Below are 24,125 nucleotides of genomic sequence, written 5' to 3'. Positions count from 1 at the left end.
AATTATTATAAGAGAATTTTTCTATATTAATGATAATCTTTAAATTAATCATTTTTATAAAAATTAAATAATTAAATATGTTTACAATTTATTATTCTAATAATATAGATATTTTATTAAATTTAATAAAAATACAAATTATCAAAAAACCATTAATAAATCCATTAGAATCAGAAATAATTTTATGTAATAATATGAGTTTTTCTAAATTAATAAAAATAAATTTTTCAAATATACTAGGAATATATGGAAATATTGACTTTCTTTCTTTTGATAAATTTATTTGGAACTTATTCAAAAAAATAATACCTAACATAGATAAAGATGATTTTTTATGTAAAGAAAATATTATTTGGAAAATAGCATTAATTTTTCCTAAATTAATATATACTCCAGAATTTCATTATTTTAAAAAAAATTTTTATTATAAAATAAAAGATTTTAATTATTTATTTAATTTATCTATACAAATAGCAAATTTATATGATAAGTATCAAAAATATAAACCAGAATGGTTATTATTATGGGAATATAATGAATTTTTTTTATCATTAAAAGATAAACATCAAATATGGCAAGCTAAATTATGGAAAGAATTATTAATATATTATAAAAATAAGTTAAATAAAACATTATGGAATTATGGAAAATTATATAAATTTCATAATAAAAATAAGAAAAAGAATAATTTTAAATATAAATTTTTACCGGAAAGAATATTTATATTAGATATACAAAATATTCCTTTAATACATTTAAAATTATTAAAAGAAATAGAAAAATATATAGAAATACATATCTTAATATATAGTCCATCTAAATATTATTGGGATAATTTACCAAATTATAAATATAATAAAAATATAAATATTAATAATGAAAATTATATTTATAATAAATTATTACTTTCTTGGGGAAATTATCATTTAAATAATGTTAATAAACTAGTAGATTTACCAGCTAGAATTATTGAAACTTTTATAAAAAATAATACAATAAATTTATTAAATAATATAAAAAATAATATATTATATTCATACGAATATAATATAAATAATAAAAATAATCAAAAAAAAGAAATAAGTTATTCAGATAAATCTCTTCAAATATATATTTGTGAAGATTTTTATACAGAGATAAAATTATTATATAATGAAGTATTATATACTTTAAAAAAAAATAAAAATTATTTTTTACATGATATAATTATTATATCTCCTAATTTAGAATTATATATCCCATTTATTAATTCAGTATTTAAAAATTGTAATTTACCAATTAATATAGGTTCTAATTCTAATAAATTAAAAAATTTGAATATTTTAAAAAAAATTTTATTTTTATTAAATTTACCTTATAAAAAATTTACTCCTGAAGAAATTTTTTTTTTATTAGAAGATAAATATATATCTAAAAAATTTTTTTTAAATAAAGAAGATTTAGAATATTTAAATTATTGGGTTAAAAAATTAGGCATAAAATATGGTCTAAATTTTAAAAATTTTAATAAAATTATCTTTAATAAAGATCAATATACATGGAAATTAGGTTTACACCGTATGTTTTTAAATTATGCATTTAATTTTGAAAAATGGAATAATATTATTCCTTATAATGGTTCTATTGGTTTATCTAAAGATTTACTTGGTAAATTTACTAGTTTTTTATTTAAATTAGAAAAATGGAAAAATCAACTTAATAAAAAATATTTTTTAAAAAAATGGCAAAAAATTATATTAAAATTATATTCTGATTTTTTTCCTTATAGTACTTATTTATATAATAATATATATTTTATTATAAAAAAAATAATATTTTTTCTTGAAAATGGACTAGTATCAAAATATAAAGAAAAAATATCTATTGATATAATAATAGAAAAAATTAAATATCAAATTAAACAAGAAAATAAAAAATTTTTTTTTCATATAAATAAAATAAATTTTTGTCCTTTTCATATATTTCAAAATATACCTTTTAAAAAAATTTTTATGATAGGAATGAATAATGAATATTTTCCAAAAAAGTCATATCCTATTATTTTTGATTTAATGAAAAATTATCCTTATAAAGAAGAAAAAAATTATTTAGATGAAGATAAAAATTTATTTTTAAAATTAATAATGTCTGCAGAAAAAAAATTATATATTAGTTATTCTAATAATAAAAAAATAAATAATGTTCAAAATATTTCATCTAGTATAATTAATGAATTATTAATATATATTTCTAATAATTATTATATAAAAAATAATAAAATTAATAATCATATTATTAAATATATTTATAAAAATAAATTTAATTTTATACTAAAAAAAAAAGAAGAAAATAATATATATAATAAAAATATCAATATTTTAAAATCTATAAAAATAACAAAAATAAAAATTAATAATTTAATTAATTTTTGGAAACACCCTGTTAAAGGTTTTTTTAATCAAAGATTAAAAATATATTTACAAGATTTAAATAAAATTAAGTTATTAAATACAGAACCATTTAATATTGATTATTTACAAGAATATATTATTAATAAAAAAATATTATATTCATTAATTTTAAATAAAAATATTAATAATTTGTATAATTATTATTTAAATAAAAATATTTTACTTTATGGATATTATGGAAAAATATGGTGGGAAGAAAGAGTAAATAAAATGAAAAAAATATTTAATTATAATTTTAAAAAAAATAAATATACAGAAATAATTAATAAAATTGATTTAAAAATTTTAAATATTAATTTAAAAGGACAAATTAAGTATTTAAATTATAATAATAATTTAATAAAATTTGAACCTAAAATAATAGATATTAAGAATATTATTAGTTTATGGATAGAACATTTAATTTTATGTGTAAATAATATTTATGTTAATTCTAGTTTATTATTATTTGGTTCGAAAAATACAAAATATATTTTTCAAATCTTATCTAAAGATAAAGCTTATGTTTTATTAAAAAAATATATTAAAGGTTATATATCTGGTATAAGTTTCCCTATTATGTTACCTATAAAAAGTTCATGGAAATGGATAAATATTTGTTATAATAAAGAAAAAAAAATTATTAATAATGATTATGCTATACAGAATAAAGCAAAAAAAATTTTTTTTTATTATTGGAATAAAAATGATTATTTTATAGGAGAATCTAAAGATTTATATTTTGATAGATTAAGTTTTAATTTAGATAGCAAAGAATGGATAAAAATTAAAAAATTAATTCAAAAATGGATGTTTAATTTAATTTATTATGCTGATCAGAGTTTATATAATAATGAAAAAAAATAAAATAAAATTTAAAGAATTTGATCCATTTAAAAAAAATTTAAAAGGAGAATATCTTATAGAAGCCTCTGCAGGTACTGGTAAAACATTTACTATTATTATAATATATTTAAGAATGCTTTTAGGATTATATAAAAAAAATGATAACGTTATTCCTTTAAATGTAGAACAAATTTTAGTAGTAACTTTTACTGATATTGCAATACAAAATTTATGTAAAAGAATAAAAAAAAGTATTCATATGCTATATATTGGATGTATAGAAGGTAAAAGTAAATATAATATTATAAATAAACTTATAAAAAAAATTAAAAATCGAAAAATAGCTATTACTTTATTATTAAGAGCTGAATTAAATATGCATAATGCATCTATTTATACAATACATGCTTTTTGTCAAAAAATAATAAATTTAAAAAATTATGAATTTCAGAATTTTTTTTTAAATAAAAAAATAATTAATGATGAATTAATTTTACAACAAAAAGCATCTATATTTTTTTGGAGAAAATATTTTTATAATTTACCAAAAAAAATAATTAAAATTATTTTTTTTTATTGGAAATCTCCTAATGATTTATTAAATTCATTAATACCATTTATAACAAAAAAATCAACTTTAATAATAAAATATCACCTTAAAAATATTAATATATTAGAACAATTTCACAAAAACATAAAATATATTAATATAATAAAAAAATTTTGGATTAAATATAAAAATATTATAGTAAATACTATATATAATTCTAATGTTAATAAACATATTTATAATAAAAAATTAATAAATAATTGGATAAATATTATTAATTTATGGAGTTTTACAAAAACTGTAAATAATTCTTATCCTAAACAATTATTAAGATTTTCTCAAAAAATTTTAAATGAAAAAACTATTGATAAAAAAAAAATACCAAAACATATCTTATTTAAAATTATAGAAAAATTTTTAAATAAAATTATTAATTTAAAATTTTTAATAATTTTAAAAGCGATAAAATATATAAATCAATATGTAATTAAAGAGAAAAAAAAAAAAAAAAAAATAAGTTTTAATGATTTATTAAATATTTTAAATAAAGAATTAAATGGTATCTCAGGAGATCAAATATCTAAAGACATAAGAAATTTATTTCCTGTCGTTTTAGTAGATGAATTTCAAGATACAGATCAACAACAATATAATATTTTAAAAAAAATATATCTAAATCAATCTAAACATATTATTTTTTTAATAGGAGATCCTAAACAAGCCATTTATTCTTTTAGAGGTGCTAATATTTTTACTTATCTACAAGCTTCATCTGAAATTAAAAAATGTTATACATTAAAAAACAATTGGCGTTCATCTAGTACAATGGTTAATAGTGTAAATAAATTATTTTCTAATAGATCACATCCTTTTTTATTTAAAAATATAGTTTTTCGTCCTATTTTTTATACAATAAAAAAATTAAATTATCATTTAATTATAAATGATAAAATAAAACCTGGTATTACTTTTTGGTATATGAATAAAAAAATTAGTATAAATTTATATAAAAAAAAAATAGCGTATCAATGTGCATATAAAATATGTAAATTAATAATTTTAGGTCAAAAAAATAAGGCATTTTTACATAAAAATGGAAAAAATCAGAAAATTACTATTTCAGATATAACTATTTTAGTTCGTAATCGTTATGAATCTGATATTTTACAAGAAGAATTTATAAAATTTAATTTACCTTCTATTTATTTATCAAAATTTGATAATATTTTTGAAACACAAGAAGCAAAAGAATTATTTTTATTATTAAAATCTATTTTAGAACCTAATAAAAAAAAAAGAATCATAAATTTTTTAGCAAGCAAATTATTTAATATAGATTTATCTTATTTTGATAATGATAAAAAAAAATATTTTATTAAAAAAATAATTTATAAATTTACTAAATATAAATATATTTGGGAAAAAAAAGGTATTCTTAATATGTTAGAAACAATTTTTTTAAAAGATTCTTTTTTTTTACAAAAAAATAATTCTAATTATATTAAAAAAAAAATAGTAAATATTTTATATTTAGGAGAATTAATACAAATATCATGTTTTAATATAAAAAATAATAAAATAATAATAAAATGGTTATTACAACAAATTACATATCCTAATAAAACTTTATTAAATAAACAGAATGAATTACATAATGATATTAATAAAATAAAAATTATGACTATACATAAAGCAAAAGGATTACAATTTCCTATTGTTTGGTTACCATTTATTTCTTCAAATACTTTAGATTCAATAAACAATAATGGTATAATTTTTCATAATAGAAAAAATTTTGAAATAAATATAGATTTTAAAAAAAATAATGAAAGTATAAAATTATTTTTGGAAGAATCACTTTCTGAAAATTTAAGATTATTATATGTAGCTTTAACAAGATCTATTTTCCATTGTAGTATTGGAATTTCAAATATAAAATTTAATAATTCAAAACAACAAAACTTATATTTATCATATAATACTTCTTTAAATTTTTTAATTAAAAATAAAAATAATAATTCTAATATAAATTTAAAAAAAAAATTAAATAATTTAAAAAATAAAGATATTTGGATTCAAAATATAGAAAAAAAAAAAATTATAAAATTAAATATAATTTATAAAAAAGAAATAAAAGATAAATATTTACTTAAATTCAAAAATAAAAATTTTAACTATAAAAATAAAATTTTATTAAGTTATTCACAAATAAAAAAAGAACAAGATAACTATCTAAATAACTCTAATAATAATTATAAACATAAATTTTTAAATTTTAATAAAAAAAATATAAAAAAAACACAATATACTTTTCCTATTGGGAAAAATGTAGGTATTATAATTCATAATATTTTAGAAAAATTAAATTTTACAAAACCTATTATAAATAATTTTATTAAAAAAGAATTAATAAAAAAAAATATTGATTCTTCTTGGAGTATTATATTAACAAAATGGTTAAATAATATTTTATTAACTCCATTAGGTAATAATAAAATTATTTTAAGTAAAATAAATAATGCAAATAAAAAAACAGAATTTGAATTTTTTTTATCAATAAAGGATTTTTTTTCTTCCGAAAAATTTAATAATATCATAAATAAATATGATTTTATTTCTAATAAACTCACTAAATTAAATTTTCAAAAAATTAAAGGATTTTTAACTGGAGTAATCGATTTAATCTTTTTATGGAATCAAAAATATTATATTATAGATTATAAAACTAATTGGTTAGGTTATAATCATAAATATTATCAAAAAAAATATCTTAAAAAAGATATATGTTTAAACCGTTATGATATACAATACCAAATTTATACTTTAGCTTTACATAAATATTTAAATTATCGTATTATTAATTATAATTATGAAAATAATTTCGGAGGAGTTATATTTTTATACATTAGAGGAATACATAAAAAAAAAAAAAGTGGTATTTTGGAAATTAGACCATCTTACAAATTAATTAATGAATTAAGTGAATTATTTTATTAATTTAATTATAATAAAATTTAATAATAAAAAATATGTATAATTTTTTAAAAAAATTATGTAAAATAAAAATCATTCGTTTAGTTGATTTATATTTTTCTCTTATACTTGTTTCTAAAAAACATAAATTTTTAATGTTTGCTGTTACTTTACTTAGCAATAATATTGGAAAAGGAAATACTTGTTTACCAATATCTAAATTATATTTTAAAAAAAAACTTAAAAATAAAAAATATTCTTTTTTATTAAAAAAAATACAAGAAATTAATAAAATCAAAAATTGGAAGAAAATTTTATTATCTTATAAAGATATTGTTAGTAATGGAGAAAAAATTACTCCTATTATATTAGAAAATAATTGTTTATATTTATATAAAAATTGGTATGAAGAAAATTTTATAGTTAATAATTTTATTAAAAATAATTATGTTTTTATAAAAAAAGGTAAAATTAAAAATATATTAAATTTTTTATTTAAAAAAAATGAAATTTTACAAAAAACAGCTATTTTTGCTTCATTAACACATAGGATTAGTATTATAACTGGTTCTCCAGGAACTGGTAAAACAAGTATAATACCAAAAATAATTTTTACATTTATTAAAATTTTTTCAAAATCTTTAAAAATAAAAGTTGCTGCTGCTACTGGAAAAGCATCTGTTAGATTAACAGAATCTATAAATAAATTTTTTAAAAATATTTCTAAAGAAAAAATAAACGAAAAAGAAAAAAAAGATATTCCAAATAAAGCAACTACTATACATAGTTTATTAAAATTAAATATTTATACTAAAAAAACTATATTTAATAATACAAAAATCTTAGATGTAAATTTATTAATAATAGATGAATCATCTATGATAGATTCTAATTTAATGTATATTATTTTAAAAAAATTACCTTTAAAATGTCATTTAATCTTATTAGGAGATGATTATCAGTTGCCTTCCATAGAATATGGAAATGTTTTTAAAGATTTATGTTATTTTAAAAAATTTTTTTTTACACAAAAATATTTTTCTTTATTAAGAATAATTACTAACAATAAAATAAAAAAAAATTTAAAAAAAACTAAATTTTTTTTTCGTAATTTTATTACTGTCTTAAAAAATAATTATAGATATAAAAATAATTCAGGAATTAATAAATTAGCAGAATTAATAAAACAAGGAAATATTTTAAAAATTAAAGAATTATTTTCATTAAAAAAATTTAATAATATAAATTATATTAATATTTCAAATATAAAGGAATATGAGTTAATGATACAAAATTTCATTAATGAATATAAAAAATATTTTAATTATTTAAATAAAAATAATAATAAAAATAATAAAGTTATAAATAAATTTAATCATTATCAAATAATATGTGCTGTAAAAAATGGATTATTTGGTACAAAAGAAATTAATAATCTAATAGAAAAAGAACTTTTTAATAAAAAAATAATCAATAATAATACAAAAAAAAATAATTGGTATATTGGTAGACCAATTATTATTATACAAAATGATAATTTCTTAAATTTATTTAATGGTGATATTGGTATTACTTATTTAGATAAAGATAATAAAAAATTAAGAGTAAAATTTTTATCAAATAAAAAAAAATGTAAGATAGTTGATATCAAAAATTTACCAGCACATGAAATAGCATATGCTATAACAACACATAAATCTCAAGGATCAGAATTTAAAAATATTTCTTTAGTATTACCAAATAAACTTTATCCTTTACTAACAAGAGAACTAATATATACTGCTATTACACGATCTAAAAAAAATATAACAATTTATAGTAATAAACTAATTTTTTATAAATCAATAAAAATAAAAATACAAAGATATTCTAATATAAAAAAAAAAATAATAAATTATATAAAATAATTTATTAAAAAAATTTATTATGAAAAATTAATTTTTTCCTTAATACGTGCTGCTTTACCTGTTAATTGACGTAAATAATATAATTTTGATTTTCTTACATAACCTTTTTTTTCCACTTTAATAGAATTAATTATTTTAGAATATAAAGGAAAAACTCTTTCAATTCCAATGCCATTAGATAATTTTCTAACAGTAAAGGAACAATTAAAACTATTTTTTTTAGTTATTGAAATAACAGTTCCTACAAAATTTTGAAGTCTTTTTTTTGTACCTTCAACAACCCATATTTTTATTTTTAATGTGTCTCCAGATCTAAATAAAGGAAATTTTTTATAATTTTTAATTTGTTCTTGTTCTATATATTTAATAATATTATTCATTTTCTTACTCCAAAAAATTTTTTTTTTTAAAATAATAATTTTTAAATTCATTAAATAAAATTTCTTCTTTTTGAGTTAATTTTTTTTTTTTAAATAAATCCAATCTTTTTAACCAAGTAATACCTAATGATTGTTTTAATCTCCACTCTTTTATTTTTTTATGATTTCCTGATAATAATACAGAAGGAACTTTATTTTTTAATAAATTTTTTAATTTTTGAGGACGAGTATAATTCGGTGAATCTAATAAACCATTATTAAAAAATGAATCAGTATTTCCTGATGAAATTTTATTTAATACTCCAGGAATTTGTCTTACTAATATATCTATTAAAACCATTGCAGGTAATTCTCCACCACTAAGAATATAATCTCCTATAGAAATTTCTTCATCTACAAAATTATTAATGATACGTTCATCTATACCTTTATATCTACCACAAATTAATATTATGTTTTTATATAACATTAATTTTTTAATTAAAGAAATATTAATTTTTTTACCTTGTGGAGATAAGTAAATTAATTTAACATTATTTTTCATATTTAATTTTGCTTGATAAATAGATTTTATTAATGGTTCGGCTTTTAATATAACACCATCTCCTCCCCCATAAATATAATCATCTACTTTTCTATTTTTATTATCAGTAAAATCTCTAGGATTAAAAAAATTAATATTTAATAATTTTCTTTTTATCCCTTTATTAATTAAACCATAATTAAGAATTGTTTGAAACATTTCAGGAAATAAACTAATAACATTAATCCACATAATAATTTTTTTATACCACAAAATTATAAATACCAGTCTATTATTATATAATTATTAATTAAATCTATTTTTTTTATTATCTTATTTTCAATAAATGGTATTAATATATTATTTTTATTTATATTTATAAGATTAGATTTAATTATAATAATATCATGAATTTTTGTTTCCATAATATTATTAACTATACCAATATAAATTTTTTTAATATTAATTACTTTACATCCAATTATATCATTCCAATAATATTCATCTTTATTTTTATATTTAATTAAATTATATTTAAATATGTAAATTTTATGATTAACAAAACTAATTGTATCTTCATTCTTACAAAAATGATTAACTTGAACAATATAACTTTTTTTTTTTAAAATATATTTGTTAAAATTTAAAAATAAAATTTTTTTTTTATTATCTAAAATAAATAAATTTTTATAAAAAAAAATATCTATTTTATTTTGAGTATAAGAAAATAATCTAATCCACCCTTTTATACCATAAACTTTACCAAATTTTCCTAAAATTATCTTTTTTTTTAACATAATTTATATATAAGTAAAAATAAAAATTACTTTAACAAATTATACACTCTTTTTGAAAGAATAGCACCTTTAGATATCCAAAAATTAATTCTTTCTTTATTAAAAAATAAATTTTTTTTACTTTTATTTATATGAAATGGATTAAAATAACCTAATTTTTCTATAAAACGACCGTCTCTAGCATTTCTATTATCTGTAACAATTATTTGATAAAAAGGTTTTTTTTTTATTCCTTTTCTAGATAATCTAATTATAACCATAATTATTTTCCTTATATTTTAAATTTTAAAAAAATTTCTTTCCTAAAAAATTTTTTATATTTTTAATTATTCTATGTATATTACCATTTTTTTTCATTTTTTTAGTAATTAATTTCATTTGATTATAATATTTTATTATAACATTTATTTTTAAAATAGAAACACCAGATCCAGAAGATATTCTTTTTTTTCTAGAAAAATTAATTATATCAATATTTTTTTTTTCTAAATTAGTCATTGAATTCATTATAGTTTTTATATTAATAATGGTCTCATTATCTATATTAATAATATTCATTATAGGATGTGTAAAATGTTGTATATTATTTAATTTCATTTTTTTTAATAAAATATTAATATTTTGACTTCCTATTTGTTTTATTTGTTCTAATTGATCTACAAAATCTTGTAAATTTAAATGATTTTTATTTTGTAATTTTTGAATTAATTTTTTATTTTTTTTAAGATTAATTTTTTTTTGTATATTTTTAATAATAGCTAATTCAGAAGACATTCCTAATATTTTAGATACAATTTTCTCAGGAGAGAATATATCTATATTATTAATTTTTTCTCCAGTACCAATAAATTTTATTGGTTTTTTTATTATATATTTAACTGATAAAACTGCACCACCTCTAGTATCACTATCTGCTTTTGTTAAAAAAATTCCTGTTATAGGTAATATTTCATTAAATTTTTTAGCACTATTAATTGAATCTTGTCCTGTCATTGCATCAATAACAAATATTGTTTCTATAGGATTAAGTATTTTATGAATATTTTTTATTTCTTCCATCATTACATTATTAATATGTAATCTTCCTGCTGTATCAACTATTATTATATCATAAAAATTAATTTTAGCATGATGTAATACTTTTTTAGATATTTCTATAGGAAAATTTTTTTGACTTATTTTAAAATAATCTATTTTTACACTTTTTGCTAAAATTTTTAATTGTTGTATAGCTGCAGGTCTATATATATCAGTTGAAACAACAATAATTTTTTTTTTATATTTTTTTTTCAAAAAATATGCTAATTTTACAACACTTGTTGTTTTACCTACTCCTTGTAATCCAGTAAATAATATTACTGCAGGAGGTTGAGTAGCTATATTAATACTTTTATGTGAAGAATCCATGATTTTAATTAAATTTTTTTTTACTAATTTTATGAATTCTTGACCTGGAGTAAAACTATTATTAATTTTTATTCCAATTGCTTTTTTTTTTATTTTATTAATAATTTTTTTAATAACTTCTAAAGCTACATCAGCTTCTAATAAATTTATATAAATTTCATTTAAAGTTTCTTTTATATTTTTTTCTGTTAAACGTCCATAATTTCTGATTTTTAATAATGTTTTAGATAATTTTTTACTTAAGTTAGCAAACATATAAATTCCTTATATATAATATAATTTTAAATTTAATTTAAAATTAAAATTTTAAATAATTAATATAAATTTAATTTAATATTTTAAATCTATAATTATACAAATAAAAATATTTTATTAAAATAAAAAATAAAAAATTTTAAAATATAATATTTATTATTATAATTTTAAAAATATAAATTTAGTATATATAAATTATAAAAAATACATATGATAAATAATACAAAATTAGAAATAATTATTAATAATAAATTAAATATAAAATTGAATATAAAAGATTGTGTTCCAAATGGATTACAAATAGAAGGTAAAAAATATATAAAAAATATTATAATGGGAGTAACTGCTTGTCAAAAATTATTAAATTTTGCTGTTAAACTTAAAGCAGATGCTATTATAGTACATCATGGATATTTTTGGAAAAATGAATCTCCCATTATAAAAGGTCATAAAAAAAAAAGAATACATACAATTTTAATAAATAATATTAATTTATATAGCTGGCATTTACCTTTAGATTTAAATTCTGAAATAGGAAATAATGTTTATTTAGCAAATTTATTAGATATAAATATTCATGGTAAAATAAATCCTTTTATTTTTTACGGATATTTAAAAAAAAAAATTAATATAAAAGATTTTATTTTAAAAATTACAAATAAATTAAATCGTATACCATTGCATTTTGGTAAAAATAAATCTAAAAAAATTCATAAAATAGCTTGGTGTAGTGGAGCTGGACAAAAATTTTTTGAAGAAATAGTAAATTTTAATATAGATGTTTTTATTACGGGAGAAGTATCAGAAATGAATATTCATATTGCAAAAGAATATGGTATACATTTTATTAGTGCAGGACATCATGCAACTGAAAAAGGAGGTGTAATTATGTTAGGTAAATGGTTAAAACAAAAATTTAATTTAAAAACTAATTTTATAGATATATATAATCCAGTATAAAATATATTTATATTATATAAAATTTTTTTATAAAATATTTTTTATTACTTTAAATAAAATTTTTATTTTAAAAATTAATATTTAAATAAATCATTAAAAATTAATAATTTATATAGTTTAAAGGAATTATTTTGAATAAAAAATTAAACCTTATAGCACTTACATCATTAGTACTTAGTTCCATGTTAGGTGCTGGAGTATTTAGCTTACCTCAAAATATGGCAGCTATTGCAAGTCCTATTGCATTAATTATAGGATGGAGTATTACTGGTCTAGGAATTATTTTTTTAGCCAAAACTATGTTATTATTAAATCAATTAAAACCTAATTTTCAAGGAAGTATTTTTGCATATGCTAAAGATGGCTTTGGTAAATTAATTGGTTTTTATTCAGCATGGGGTTATTGGTTATGTGCTGTAATTGCTAATGTTTCTTATTTAGTTATTGTATTTTCTGCTATAAGTTTTTTTATTGATACTCCAAATCATATTTTTTTTGGAAATGGTAATACATGGCAAGCTATATTAGGATCTTCTATTTTATTATGGTTAATTCATTTTTTATTACTTAAAGGAACAAAAACTGCATCTATTATAAATATAATAGTAACATTATGTAAATTAATTCCTTTATTTATTTTTATATTTTTATCGATTATTGCTTTTAATTTAAAAAAATTTAATATAGATTTAATGGGAATTAATTTAAATATTCCCATCTTAAAACAAATAAAAGATACTATGTTAATTACTTTATGGGTATTTATTGGTGTAGAAGGTGCTATTATTTTATCTTCTAAAGCTAAAAATTTTAAAGATATAGAAAAATCAACATTTTTAGCCATAATAATTACATTATCTATATATTTATTAGTAACATTATTATCTTTTGGTATTATGAATAGATTAGATTTAGCTAATATGAAAAATCCATCTATGGCAGGAATTATGACAATATTACTTGGTAAATGGGGTTATATATTTGCCATATTGGGATTAATTATATCAGTCTGTGGATCCTATCTTAGTTGGACAATTATGGCAGCAGAAGTACCATGTATAGCTGCAAAAAATAAAATATTTCCGATAATAATGTCTAAACAAAATCAAAATAAATCACCATCATATGCTTTATGGTTTACTAATATTAGTATACAATTATGTCTAATGTTAATTTGGTTAACTAAATTAGATTATAATAATTTATTAACTATTGCATCTGAAATGATATTAATACCATATTTTTTAGTTGGAGCATATTTATTTAAAATATCTATAAAAAAATTTAATAAATATAATTTATTTATTAGTCTAGGTTCTTGTATTTATACTATTTGGTTATTATATGCAGCAGGATTTTTAAATTTATTATTTTCATTAATTTTATATACTCTTGGTTTAATATTTTTAATTTTAACTAAAATAGCTAATAAAAATATTTTATTATTAAATAATAAAGAAAAACTTTATTGTTTTATTTTATTAATAATATCTTTTTATGCTATTTATTTTATTAAAAAATAAATTACAATAAATATATATAGCATACTTATATGACACTTATATGACTGTTATATAAATTGTATTTATAACAGTCATTAATTAATAAAATTATAATTTAAAATTTTTAAATTTTTTAATATCTACTGTAGAATCAACTTGACCTATTAAATAAGAACTTACTTCTACTTCTTGAGGTGCCATTTGAACATTATCTGATATTAACCAAGAATTAATCCATGGAATAGGATTTTTAGTAATTGAAAATGGACTTTTTAATCCAACTTTATTCATTCTAATATTAGTAATATATTTAATATATTTACATAAAATATTTTTGTTTAATCCTATCATAATTCCATTGGAAAATAAATATTCAGCCCATTGTTGTTCTTGTATAGATGCATCAAGAAATAATTTGTAACATGTTTTTTCGCATTCAGTAGCAATTTTTGCCATTTCTTTGTCTTCTATTCCTTTTTGCATAATATTAAGTATATACTGAGTACCAATCATATGTAAATATTCATCACGAGCTATAAATCTAATTATTTTTGCATTACCTTCCATTAATTCTCTTTCAGCAAATGCAAAAGAACATGCAAAACTTACATAAAATCTAATAGCTTCTAAAATGTTAACACTCATTAAACATAAATATAATTTTTTTTTTAAATTATATAAACTAATTACAATTTTTTTTTTATTTAATCTAAAAATTCCTTCGCCAAATAAATGCCAATAATTTGTTAATTCAATAAGTTCATCATAATATTTAATAATATCTTTTGTCCTAAGAATAATATTATTATTAGTGATGATATCATCAAAAATTATTGATGGATCATTTACAATATTTCTAATTATGTGAGTATAAGATCGAGAATGTATTGTTTCAAAAAAAGACCAAGTTTCTACCCATGTTTCTAATTCTGGTATAGAAATTAATGGTAAAAATGCTATATTAGGACTACGTCCTTGAATTGAATCTAATAAAGTTTGATATTTTAAATTACTAATAAATATATGTTTTTCATGTTTTGGTAAATTTTGATAATGAATACGATCATATGATATATCTACCTCTTCAGGTCTCCAAAAAAAACTTAATTGTTTTTCAATTAAATTTTCAAAAAAATTATATTTTTGTTGATCATAACGAGCAATATTAACAGATTGTCCAAAAAACATAGGTTCTTTTAATTGATTATTTTTTTTATTAGAAAAAGTAGTATAACTCATTTTATCATCCAAATTATTATTAAAATTTTAAAATTAAAGTGTACATGTTCCATTTTTACAAATACTATTTTTTTCTAAAATATTTTCATTTTGAATATCTTTTGCTCCATCTCTTGTATTTTGATAATATAAAGTTTTAATACCTAATTTATAGGCCATTAATAAATCTTTTAATAATTGTTCCATAGGAATCTTATTATTATAAAAACGAGTAGGATCATAATTTATATTTGTAGAAATAGATTGATCAATAAATTTTTGCATTATACCAATTAAATTTAAATATCCAGAATTATCAGGTATATTCCATAATAATTCATATTTTTCTTTTAATTTTAAAAATTCAGGTACAACTTGTTTTAAAATACCATTTTTAGATAATTTTATACTAATAAATCCTCTAGGAGGTTCAATTCCATTTGTTGCATTAGATATTTGAGAAGAAGTTTCAGATGGCATTAAAGCAGATAAAGTAGAATTACGTAATCCATATTTTTTTATTTTTTTTCTTAAATAATTCCAATCACAATGTAATGATTCTGTATGAATATTATCAATATATTTTTTATATGTATCAATAGGTAATATACCTTTCGAATAATTAGTTTCATTAAATAATGGACAACATCCTTCTTTTTTAGCTAAATCATTAGATGATTTTAATAAATAATATTGTATAACTTCAAAAGTTTTATGAATTAAATTATTAGCACTATTATCAGAATAACGAACATTATTTTTTGCTAAATAATAAGCAAGATTAATTACCCCAATACCTAAAGATCTACGTTTTAAAGCTGATTTTTTAGCTGCAGGAATCAAATAATCTTGATAATCTAATAAACAATTTAATGCTCTTACTATTAAATTTGACAAATTTTTTATTTCATTTAAATTTTTAATTTTACCTAAATTAAGAGCAGCTAAAGTACATAATCCAATTTCACCATTAGGATCATCTATTTTATTTAAAATTTTAGTAGGTAAAGTAATTTCTAAACATAAATTAGATTGTTTTATAGGTGCTTTTTTGGGATTAAATGCAGAGTGAGTATTACAATGGTCAACATTTTGTATATAAATTCTTCCTGTTGAAGTACGTTCTTGCATAATTAATGAAAATAAATCAACAGCATTAATTTTTTTTTTTCTAATATTAATATCTTTTTCATATTTCTCATAAAATTTTTGAAATTTTTTCTGATTTGAAAAAAATAATTCATATAATTTAGGAACATCTGATGGACTAAATAAAGTTATTTTTTCGTTGTTAATTAAACGTTTATAAAATAATTTATTAATTTGTACACCATAATCGATATGTCTAACTCTATTAGAGTCTATCCCTCTATTATTTTTTAATACCAATAAATTTGTAATTTCAAAATGCCATAAAGGATAAAATAATGTACCTGCTCCTCCTCTTACACCTCCTTGAGAACATGATTTAATTGCTGTTTGAAAATGTTTATAAAATGGAATACATCCAGTATGAAATGCTTCTCCATTTCTAATAGGACTACCTACAGCACGAATTCTTCCTGCATTAATTCCTATACCTGCTTTTTGAGAAACATATTTTATAATACTACTCGTAGTAGCATTAATTGAGTCAATATTATCTCCACATTCAATTAAAATACATGAACTAAATTGTTTAGTTGTAGTACGAACACCTGACATAATTGGTGTTGGTAAAGAAATCTGAAAAGTAGAAACAGCATCATAAAAATTTTTTATATAATGCATTCTTTTATTAGATGGATATTTAGCAAATAAACAAGCTGAAATTAAAATATATAAAAACTGTGCACTTTCATAAATTTTCCCTGTTATTCTATTTTTAACTAAATATTTACCTTCTAATTGTTTGATACCTGCATATGAAAAATTCATATCACGATTATGATCAATAAAATTATCCATTAAATTAAAATCTTCTTTAGAATACTTTTTTAAAAGAAATTTATCATATTTTCGTAAACTAACCATATTTTTTACATGATTATATAATTTAGGTGGCACAAATTTTTTATATGCTTGTTTTCTTAAATTAAAAATAACTAATCTAGCTGCCATATATTGATAATCAGGATATTTTTCAGAAATAAGATCTGCTGTAATTTTAATAATAATATTATGAATATCTATTGTACTAATTTTATTATATAATTGTAAACATAGTTTTTTTTTTATTTTCGATAAAGAAATATTTTTTAAATTTTGTGAAGCACGAAATAATATTAAATTTATTTTATCTAAATTTATTAATTCTTTATTTTTATTTCTTTTTATAACAAATAAATTTTGTTTCATAGATAATATACCTATACTAATTTAAAATTTTTTTAATAATATATACAAAATCATATTTATTAAATAGAAATTAAAAATATTTTTTTATAAAAAAATATTAAATAAATTAATAAATAATAATTATAAATTTTATTTTTATATTAAAATATCCTTTAAATTAATAAATTTAATTAGATTATAAAAAATATTATTTTTTAATATAAATATTAATATTAAAAATTATATTTCTTCATAAGTATAATAATACTTTTATTATAAAATAATAATATATAAATTATATTAATTTAGATAAAAATAAAAAATTTATTAATAAATATTTATTAATATAATAATTTTATTTTTTATTTTTTAATAAATAAATTAAAAGTATTGAAATATCTGCTGGTGTTATACCAGGTATTCTAGATGCTTGTCCAAGAGTGTAAGGTTTATAAAAATGAAATTTATCTATTGCTTCATTAGATAAACTTTTTATACTACTAAACTTTATGTTTATTGGAATTATAATATTTTCATTTTTTTGTTGTTTTTTTATTAATTCTAATTGTCTTTTTATATAACCTTCATATTTTAATTCAGTTTCAATATATTCAATAATTTCTATATTTTTTATATTAAAATTAAATATTTTTAATTTTATTAAATCTTTATGATTTATTTCAGAACGTTTCAATAAAGAAATTCCATTTAATTTTTTTTTTAAAGGATTTTTCAATACAGAATTTAATTTTTTAATTTTTATTTTATTATTATAATTAATATTAAAATCTTTTATTTTTTGATATAATTTTTCAATATTTTCTAATTTTTCATTAAATTTTTTCCAACGAATATCATCTACTAATCCTAATTTACGTCCTATTTCAGTAAGTCTTATATCTGCGTTATTTTCTCTTAAAATTAATCTATATTCTGCACGTGAAGTAAACATGCGATATGGTTCTTTTGTTCCTAAAGTACATAAATCATCAATTAAAACACCAATATATGCTTGGTTCCTTAAAGGAAACCATTGTTTTTTATTATCGATTAAAAGAGAAGCATTTAGTCCTGCGATTAAACCTTGTGCTGCTGCTTCTTCATATCCAGTCGTTCCATTAATTTGTCCTGCAAAAAATAATCTTTTTATAAATTTACTTTCCATAGTAGGTTTTAATCCTCTAGGATCATAAAAATCATATTCTACAGCATATCCTACTCGAGTAATATATGCATTTTCTAAACCTTTAATAGATTTTAAGATTAAAAGTTGTATATTAAAAGGTAAACTAGTTGAAAGTCCATTAGGATAAATTTCTGAATTAAATATACCTTCTGGTTCTAAAAAAATTTGATGTTTTTCTCTATTGGGAAATCTAATAATTTTATCTTCAAGAGAGGGACAATATCTAGGACCTTTACTTTTAATTAAACCACTATACATAGGACTTTCAACAATATTATCTATTATTATTTGATGTGTATTTTTATTAGTATAAGTAATATAACAAGGTAATTGTTTAGGATGTTGTTTATTATTTCCAATAAAAGAAAAGCATGGTAAAGGAACATCACTATGTTGAATTTCTAATTTAGAAAAATTAATACTTTTTTTATCAATTCTAGGAGGAGTTCCTGTTTTTAACCGCCCTTTTGTTAAAGGTAAATCACTTAAAAAATTAGCTAATTCTATTGAAGAATAATCATTAATTCTACCACCATTATATTGGTTATTTAATCCAATATAAATTTTCCCATTTAAAAATGTACCAGTAGTTAAAATTATAATTTTTGCATTTATAATATCATTATTTTTAGTAATAATACCTTTTATTTTATAATTTTTAATAATAATTTTTTTTACTTCTTGTTGAAAAAGAAATAAATTTTTTTTTTTACTTAAAATATTTTTTATTGTAGTTTTATATAATTCTCTATCTGTTTGTGCTCTTGTAGATCTTACAGCCGGTCCTTTACTACTATTAAGTATTTTAAAATTAATACCAGAATAATCAGTTGCTATTGCCATTATACCATTTAATGCATCTATTTCTTTTACTAAATGACTTTTACCAATACCTCCTATTGCTGGATTGCAAGACATTTGTCCTATTGTATCAATATTATTTGTAATTAAAAGAGTTTTTTTTTTCATTTTAGCACTAGCTATAGCAGCTTCTATACCAGCATGTCCACCACCTACAACTATGACATCAAATTTATTAGAATTAGACATAAAATTATATACCAAAATTTTAGTAAAAATATTTAATTTTTATTTTTAATAATTTACCATTCTGTAGAATCAACATTTATTAACAATTTAATTTTATTAAAATTTACAATTTTTTTTGCAATAGAACGAATATTCATTGTTATAAAATGTAATTTTATTTTTAATAAATGTTGTAAGATAATTTTTTTTCTAAATAATCCTTTTCGTTTATTGTGTATTAATGATGCAGGACCTATAATAAAAAAATTTTTTTCATTTATATACTTTAATTTTAATATTTTTTTAAATTTATTTAAAAAATTTATTAGAATTATTTTTTTATAAGATTCAATTATTAAAGTAATATGATTAGTAAAAGGAGGTAATAACATTTTTTTTCTTTCATATAATATATAATTAGCAATATCATTATATGTATAATTTTTTTTAAAAATTTTTTTTAAAAAATTATTTTGTGGATAATTTGTTTGTATAATAATTGTTTTTTTTTTCGTATCTAAATGATTATTTAATATATTAAAAATATATTGAGAAAAATATTCCATTGTACGAAAATTTTTTGAAAAAAAAACATTATCTATATTTAATAAAACTATTAAATTATTTTTTAAAATAAAAAAATATTCTTTATATAAAATTTGTGAAGAAATTATTATTAAAGGTTTATTATTACGTATCAAAGAAATTTTTTTTAAAAAATTTTTGCTATTTATAGTAAAAATTAATATATTTGGAAATAATTTTTGTAATAATTCTTTTAACTGTTCTATTCCAATACCTATTGGTATAAAAAAATTTTTTTTACACAACGGGCAATATAAAACCATATCAATATTTTTTTTACAATATTTACAATATAATTTCCATAATTTTTTATAAAAAATATAATTTTTATTACAATCTATACATTTTAATATTTTTTTACAAAAATAACACAATATAATAGTTGAATATCCTATATATTTATAATATATAATTATTTGTTCTTTTTTTTTAAGATAAATTTTTATCATTTTTATTAAAAAACGAGAAAATAATTTATATTTTAATATTTTTTTATTAATATCTATTATTATATATTTAAAATATTTTTTGTATAATATTTTTTTGTTTTTATAAAATAAAAATTTATATTTATTAACATTAATATTATTTATAGTTTCTAAACTTAAAGTTTTAGAACTTAATATTATGGGAATATTTTCCATTTTTGCTCTTAAAACAGCAATATCTCTTATGTTATATTTACATTTATTATTTTGTTTATAAATAAAATCATTTTCTTGATCTATAATAATCAGACCTAATTTAAAAAATTGTGTAAAAATAGAAAATTTTGTACCGATAACTATTAATATTTTTCCTTTTTTTATATTTTCTAATGTTAATAATTGTTTTTTTATAGAAATATTTGAATGTAATAAACAAATGGAAACGTTTAATTTTATAAAAAATTGATATAAATATAAAATATTATATTTTTGAGGAGCTAAAATTAATATTTGTTTTTTATGAAGTAACATAACTTTTACTAAGTTTAAATAAATATCAATTTTTTTAAAAAAGATTATATTTTCTTGTAAAACCCAGGTTTTAAAAAAATTTATTTTATAATATATAATCTTAAATATATTATTTATCCATAATAGATAAATTTGTAATTTAATATTATTTTTATTATCAAAAAATATTTTTTTATTTTTTAAAAATTTTAATCTAATTTGAAAATTATACATATTTTTATTATTTTTTGAATATAAACCTTTTGAATTTATAAGAAATCTATTATTTTTTCTATAAAAAATAGGTAATATTTGAAATAAAATAACTCCGATAGGACATTGATAATATTTGGATATTTTTTTTGCAAAATTCCAAATAAAAAAACTAAAAAGTGATTTTTCATCTAAAACCTTATATAAATATTTTAATTTATTGGGCATAACTTTAGAAGTTTTCTTTATTTCTATTACTATACCTATATACTGTTTATTTTTTATTGGTACTATAACTCTATAACCAATATTTACTACTATATTACTAGGTAATATATAATCATATTTATGATATAAAATAGAATTATTAAATACTACTTTAACTATTTTCATAATTTTTAATTCTTATATTTTTTTTAAAAAAATCTTGTAATAAAAAAATATGTTTATACAATATATAAATAAATAATCTTTAAAAAATTTAATTTATTGGTATATTATGAAAAAAAATATTCATCCTCAATATAATAATATTACTGCTAAATGTTCTTGTGGAAATATTATTAATACTAAATCAACTTTAAATAATAATAAAGAATTAAGCTTAGATATTTGTAATATATGCCATCCTTTTTATACTGGAAAACAAAAAATTACAGATACTAAAGGTCGTGTAGAAAATTTTAAAAAAAGATTTAAAAATTCTAAAATATTTGAATAAAATTAATATATTTATATTATTTATGTATATTTTTTATTAATCAATAATGATAAATATAAAAAACATTATTGATTAATATAAAATTTAAATAATAATTTTATTTATTTTTATTTTCTTTATATAAAACATGTTTTCTTATAAAAGGATCAAATTTTTTAATTTCTAATTTTTGTGTATTATTTTTTTTATTTTTTGTAATCGTATAAAAATGACCAGTTTTTGCTGATGAAATTAATTTAATTATAATACGTTTTTTTTTTGCCATAAAACAATATATCCTTGTTTAATTATTTATAATTATAAAAATTAATATTTTCTATTCCTTTTTTATTTATTAATCTCATTCCCTTTGTAGATATTCTTAAAGTTATAAATTTTTTTTTTTTTTCTATCCAAAATTTATGATAATGTATATTTGGTAAAAATTTTCTTCTAGTAGCATTCATTGCATGTGAACGATTATTACCTTTTATAGTTTTTTTCCCTGTAATTTTACATATTTTAGTCATAAAAAATTCTCTATAATATAATTTATAAAAAAATTTTAAAAAATTGTTATTTTTTAAAATTTATAATGTTAAATAATTTTATTAAAAATAATATGTTTATAAAATAATTATTTATAAACATATTATTAAATATATTAAATATTTTTTTTATCTTCTTTATTTTTAGATACAACAACCATAGCTGGTCTTAATAACCTTTTATTAAGAATATATCCTTTTTGTAAAATTTCTATTATGTAATTATTTTTTATTTTATTAGATTCTACAAGAGACATTGCTTGATGTTGAGATGGATTAAAAGGAATATTAATTTCATCAATAATATTAACACCAAATTTTTTTATTAATACTAATAAAGATTTTAAAGTTAATTTAATTCCTTCAATTATAGATAATTTAACATTATCTTTTGTTTTTGTTGTTAAATTTATAGCTCTTTCTAAATTATCAATTACTGGTAATAATTCATGAAGAATTTTTTTTAATGAAAACTTATAAGCTTTTTCAACATCTAGTGCAGATCTACGTCTAGTATTTTCTATTTCAGATAGAGAACGTAATTTTAATTCCCAAATATCGTTTTTATATTTTTTTAATTTATTTTTTATTTCCAAAATTTCTAATTTATACTTATCATTTTTTTCTTTATAATATTTAATTGTATGTTGATTTTCAGATTTAATATAATCTTTATTTTTTATATTATCATTTAATTTAAAATTATTTAATTTATTATTAATATTTTCTTCTATTTTTTTTTCTTCTATTTTTTTTTCTTCTATTTTTTTTTCTTCTATTTTTTTTTCTTCTATTTTTTTTAATGATTTATTATTATTCATATAATTTAGTATCCTTATTAAAATTTTTTATATAAATTTATT

At 16.8% G+C, this 24,125-nt stretch carries 18 protein-coding genes; 6 read left to right on the top strand and 12 right to left on the bottom strand.

Features of this window, described 5'->3' with window-relative positions:
- Positions 1–77 precede the first annotated feature (77 nt).
- Genes GJT92_RS02035 through recD form a run of 3 tightly spaced genes read left to right on the top strand, consistent with a single transcriptional unit; the run spans position 78 to position 8,705 of the window.
- Positions 78–3,296 carry an exodeoxyribonuclease V subunit gamma gene (locus tag GJT92_RS02035; protein ID WP_168919824.1) on the top strand — a complete coding sequence of 1,073 codons (3,219 nt, stop codon included), beginning with the start codon at positions 78–80 and terminating at the stop codon, positions 3,294–3,296.
- The gene (gene recB, locus GJT92_RS02030; protein ID WP_168919823.1) at positions 3,283–6,822 is read left to right on the top strand and encodes an exodeoxyribonuclease V subunit beta; all 3,540 of its coding nucleotides are present in this window, start codon (positions 3,283–3,285) and stop codon (positions 6,820–6,822) included. Before GJT92_RS02035 ends, recB begins: the two co-directional genes overlap by 14 nt.
- A gap of 32 nt (positions 6,823–6,854) precedes the next feature.
- Positions 6,855–8,705: an exodeoxyribonuclease V subunit alpha gene (recD, locus tag GJT92_RS02025; RefSeq protein ID WP_168919822.1), complete on the top strand. Its 1,851-nt coding sequence runs from the start codon at positions 6,855–6,857 to the stop codon at positions 8,703–8,705.
- Positions 8,706–8,722: 17 nt separating this feature from the next.
- Here the strand turns inward: recD and rplS are convergent, their stop codons facing one another.
- From rplS to GJT92_RS02000, 5 genes are read right to left on the bottom strand one after another with little or no spacing between them, the layout of a single operon-like run.
- Entirely contained in the window at positions 8,723–9,085 is a 363-nt protein-coding gene (rplS, locus tag GJT92_RS02020) for a 50S ribosomal protein L19 (protein WP_168919821.1), read from the bottom strand.
- A gap of 4 nt (positions 9,086–9,089) precedes the next feature.
- Positions 9,090–9,860, bottom strand: coding sequence for a tRNA (guanosine(37)-N1)-methyltransferase TrmD (gene trmD, locus GJT92_RS02015; RefSeq protein WP_168919820.1), 771 nt, complete (start codon positions 9,858–9,860; stop codon positions 9,090–9,092).
- Positions 9,861–9,883: 23 nt separating this feature from the next.
- Positions 9,884–10,405, bottom strand: coding sequence for a ribosome maturation factor RimM (rimM, locus tag GJT92_RS02010; protein WP_168919819.1), 522 nt, complete (start codon positions 10,403–10,405; stop codon positions 9,884–9,886).
- 26 nt (positions 10,406–10,431) lie between these two features.
- Positions 10,432–10,665, bottom strand: coding sequence for a 30S ribosomal protein S16 (rpsP, locus tag GJT92_RS02005; RefSeq protein WP_168919818.1), 234 nt, complete (start codon positions 10,663–10,665; stop codon positions 10,432–10,434).
- Positions 10,666–10,690: 25 nt separating this feature from the next.
- Complete coding sequence (locus tag GJT92_RS02000; protein WP_168919817.1) at positions 10,691–12,067, bottom strand: signal recognition particle protein; 1,377 nt, start codon at positions 12,065–12,067, stop codon at positions 10,691–10,693.
- A gap of 213 nt (positions 12,068–12,280) precedes the next feature.
- On the opposite strand from GJT92_RS02000, the gene GJT92_RS01995 reads away from it, so the two are divergent.
- Positions 12,281–13,027, top strand: coding sequence for a Nif3-like dinuclear metal center hexameric protein (locus tag GJT92_RS01995; RefSeq protein ID WP_168919870.1), 747 nt, complete (start codon positions 12,281–12,283; stop codon positions 13,025–13,027).
- Positions 13,028–13,158: 131 nt separating this feature from the next.
- Positions 13,159–14,550, top strand: a complete 1,392-nt coding sequence (locus GJT92_RS01990) for a basic amino acid/polyamine antiporter (protein WP_168919816.1) — start codon at positions 13,159–13,161, stop codon at positions 14,548–14,550.
- A gap of 87 nt (positions 14,551–14,637) precedes the next feature.
- Here the strand turns inward: GJT92_RS01990 and nrdB are convergent, their stop codons facing one another.
- The 4 genes from nrdB to priA form a co-directional block, all read right to left on the bottom strand.
- On the bottom strand, positions 14,638–15,768 hold the full coding sequence (gene nrdB / locus GJT92_RS01985; RefSeq protein WP_168919815.1) for a class Ia ribonucleoside-diphosphate reductase subunit beta: 1,131 nt from the start codon (positions 15,766–15,768) through the stop codon (positions 14,638–14,640).
- 33 nt (positions 15,769–15,801) lie between these two features.
- Positions 15,802–18,084, bottom strand: coding sequence for a class 1a ribonucleoside-diphosphate reductase subunit alpha (gene nrdA, locus GJT92_RS01980; protein ID WP_168919814.1), 2,283 nt, complete (start codon positions 18,082–18,084; stop codon positions 15,802–15,804).
- A gap of 334 nt (positions 18,085–18,418) precedes the next feature.
- Positions 18,419–20,299: a tRNA uridine-5-carboxymethylaminomethyl(34) synthesis enzyme MnmG gene (gene mnmG / locus GJT92_RS01975; protein WP_168919813.1), complete on the bottom strand. Its 1,881-nt coding sequence runs from the start codon at positions 20,297–20,299 to the stop codon at positions 18,419–18,421.
- A gap of 53 nt (positions 20,300–20,352) precedes the next feature.
- A complete protein-coding gene (gene priA / locus GJT92_RS01970) occupies positions 20,353–22,407 on the bottom strand; it encodes a replication restart helicase PriA (protein WP_168919812.1) in 2,055 nt (684 codons plus the stop codon).
- A 106-nt stretch (positions 22,408–22,513) separates the two neighbouring features.
- Between priA and rpmE the strand changes: the two genes are divergently transcribed.
- Positions 22,514–22,735 (top strand): 50S ribosomal protein L31, encoded by a 222-nt coding sequence (rpmE, locus tag GJT92_RS01965; protein WP_168919811.1) that lies wholly within the window; start codon positions 22,514–22,516, stop codon positions 22,733–22,735.
- A 97-nt stretch (positions 22,736–22,832) separates the two neighbouring features.
- Here the strand turns inward: rpmE and rpmG are convergent, their stop codons facing one another.
- The 3 genes from rpmG to grpE form a co-directional block, all read right to left on the bottom strand.
- Positions 22,833–23,000, bottom strand: coding sequence for a 50S ribosomal protein L33 (rpmG, locus tag GJT92_RS01960; protein ID WP_168868565.1), 168 nt, complete (start codon positions 22,998–23,000; stop codon positions 22,833–22,835).
- 22 nt (positions 23,001–23,022) lie between these two features.
- Positions 23,023–23,244 carry a 50S ribosomal protein L28 gene (rpmB, locus tag GJT92_RS01955; protein WP_168919810.1) on the bottom strand — a complete coding sequence of 74 codons (222 nt, stop codon included), beginning with the start codon at positions 23,242–23,244 and terminating at the stop codon, positions 23,023–23,025.
- 134 nt (positions 23,245–23,378) lie between these two features.
- On the bottom strand, positions 23,379–24,083 hold the full coding sequence (grpE, locus tag GJT92_RS01950) for a nucleotide exchange factor GrpE (protein ID WP_168919809.1): 705 nt from the start codon (positions 24,081–24,083) through the stop codon (positions 23,379–23,381).
- Positions 24,084–24,125 lie beyond the last annotated feature (42 nt).

The sequence above is a fragment of the Enterobacteriaceae endosymbiont of Donacia clavipes genome (assembly GCF_012570365.1).
Classification (GTDB): domain Bacteria; phylum Pseudomonadota; class Gammaproteobacteria; order Enterobacterales; family Enterobacteriaceae.
Note: the sequence above shows the minus strand (reverse complement) of the source record. Positions and strands in the feature narration are given on the sequence as shown.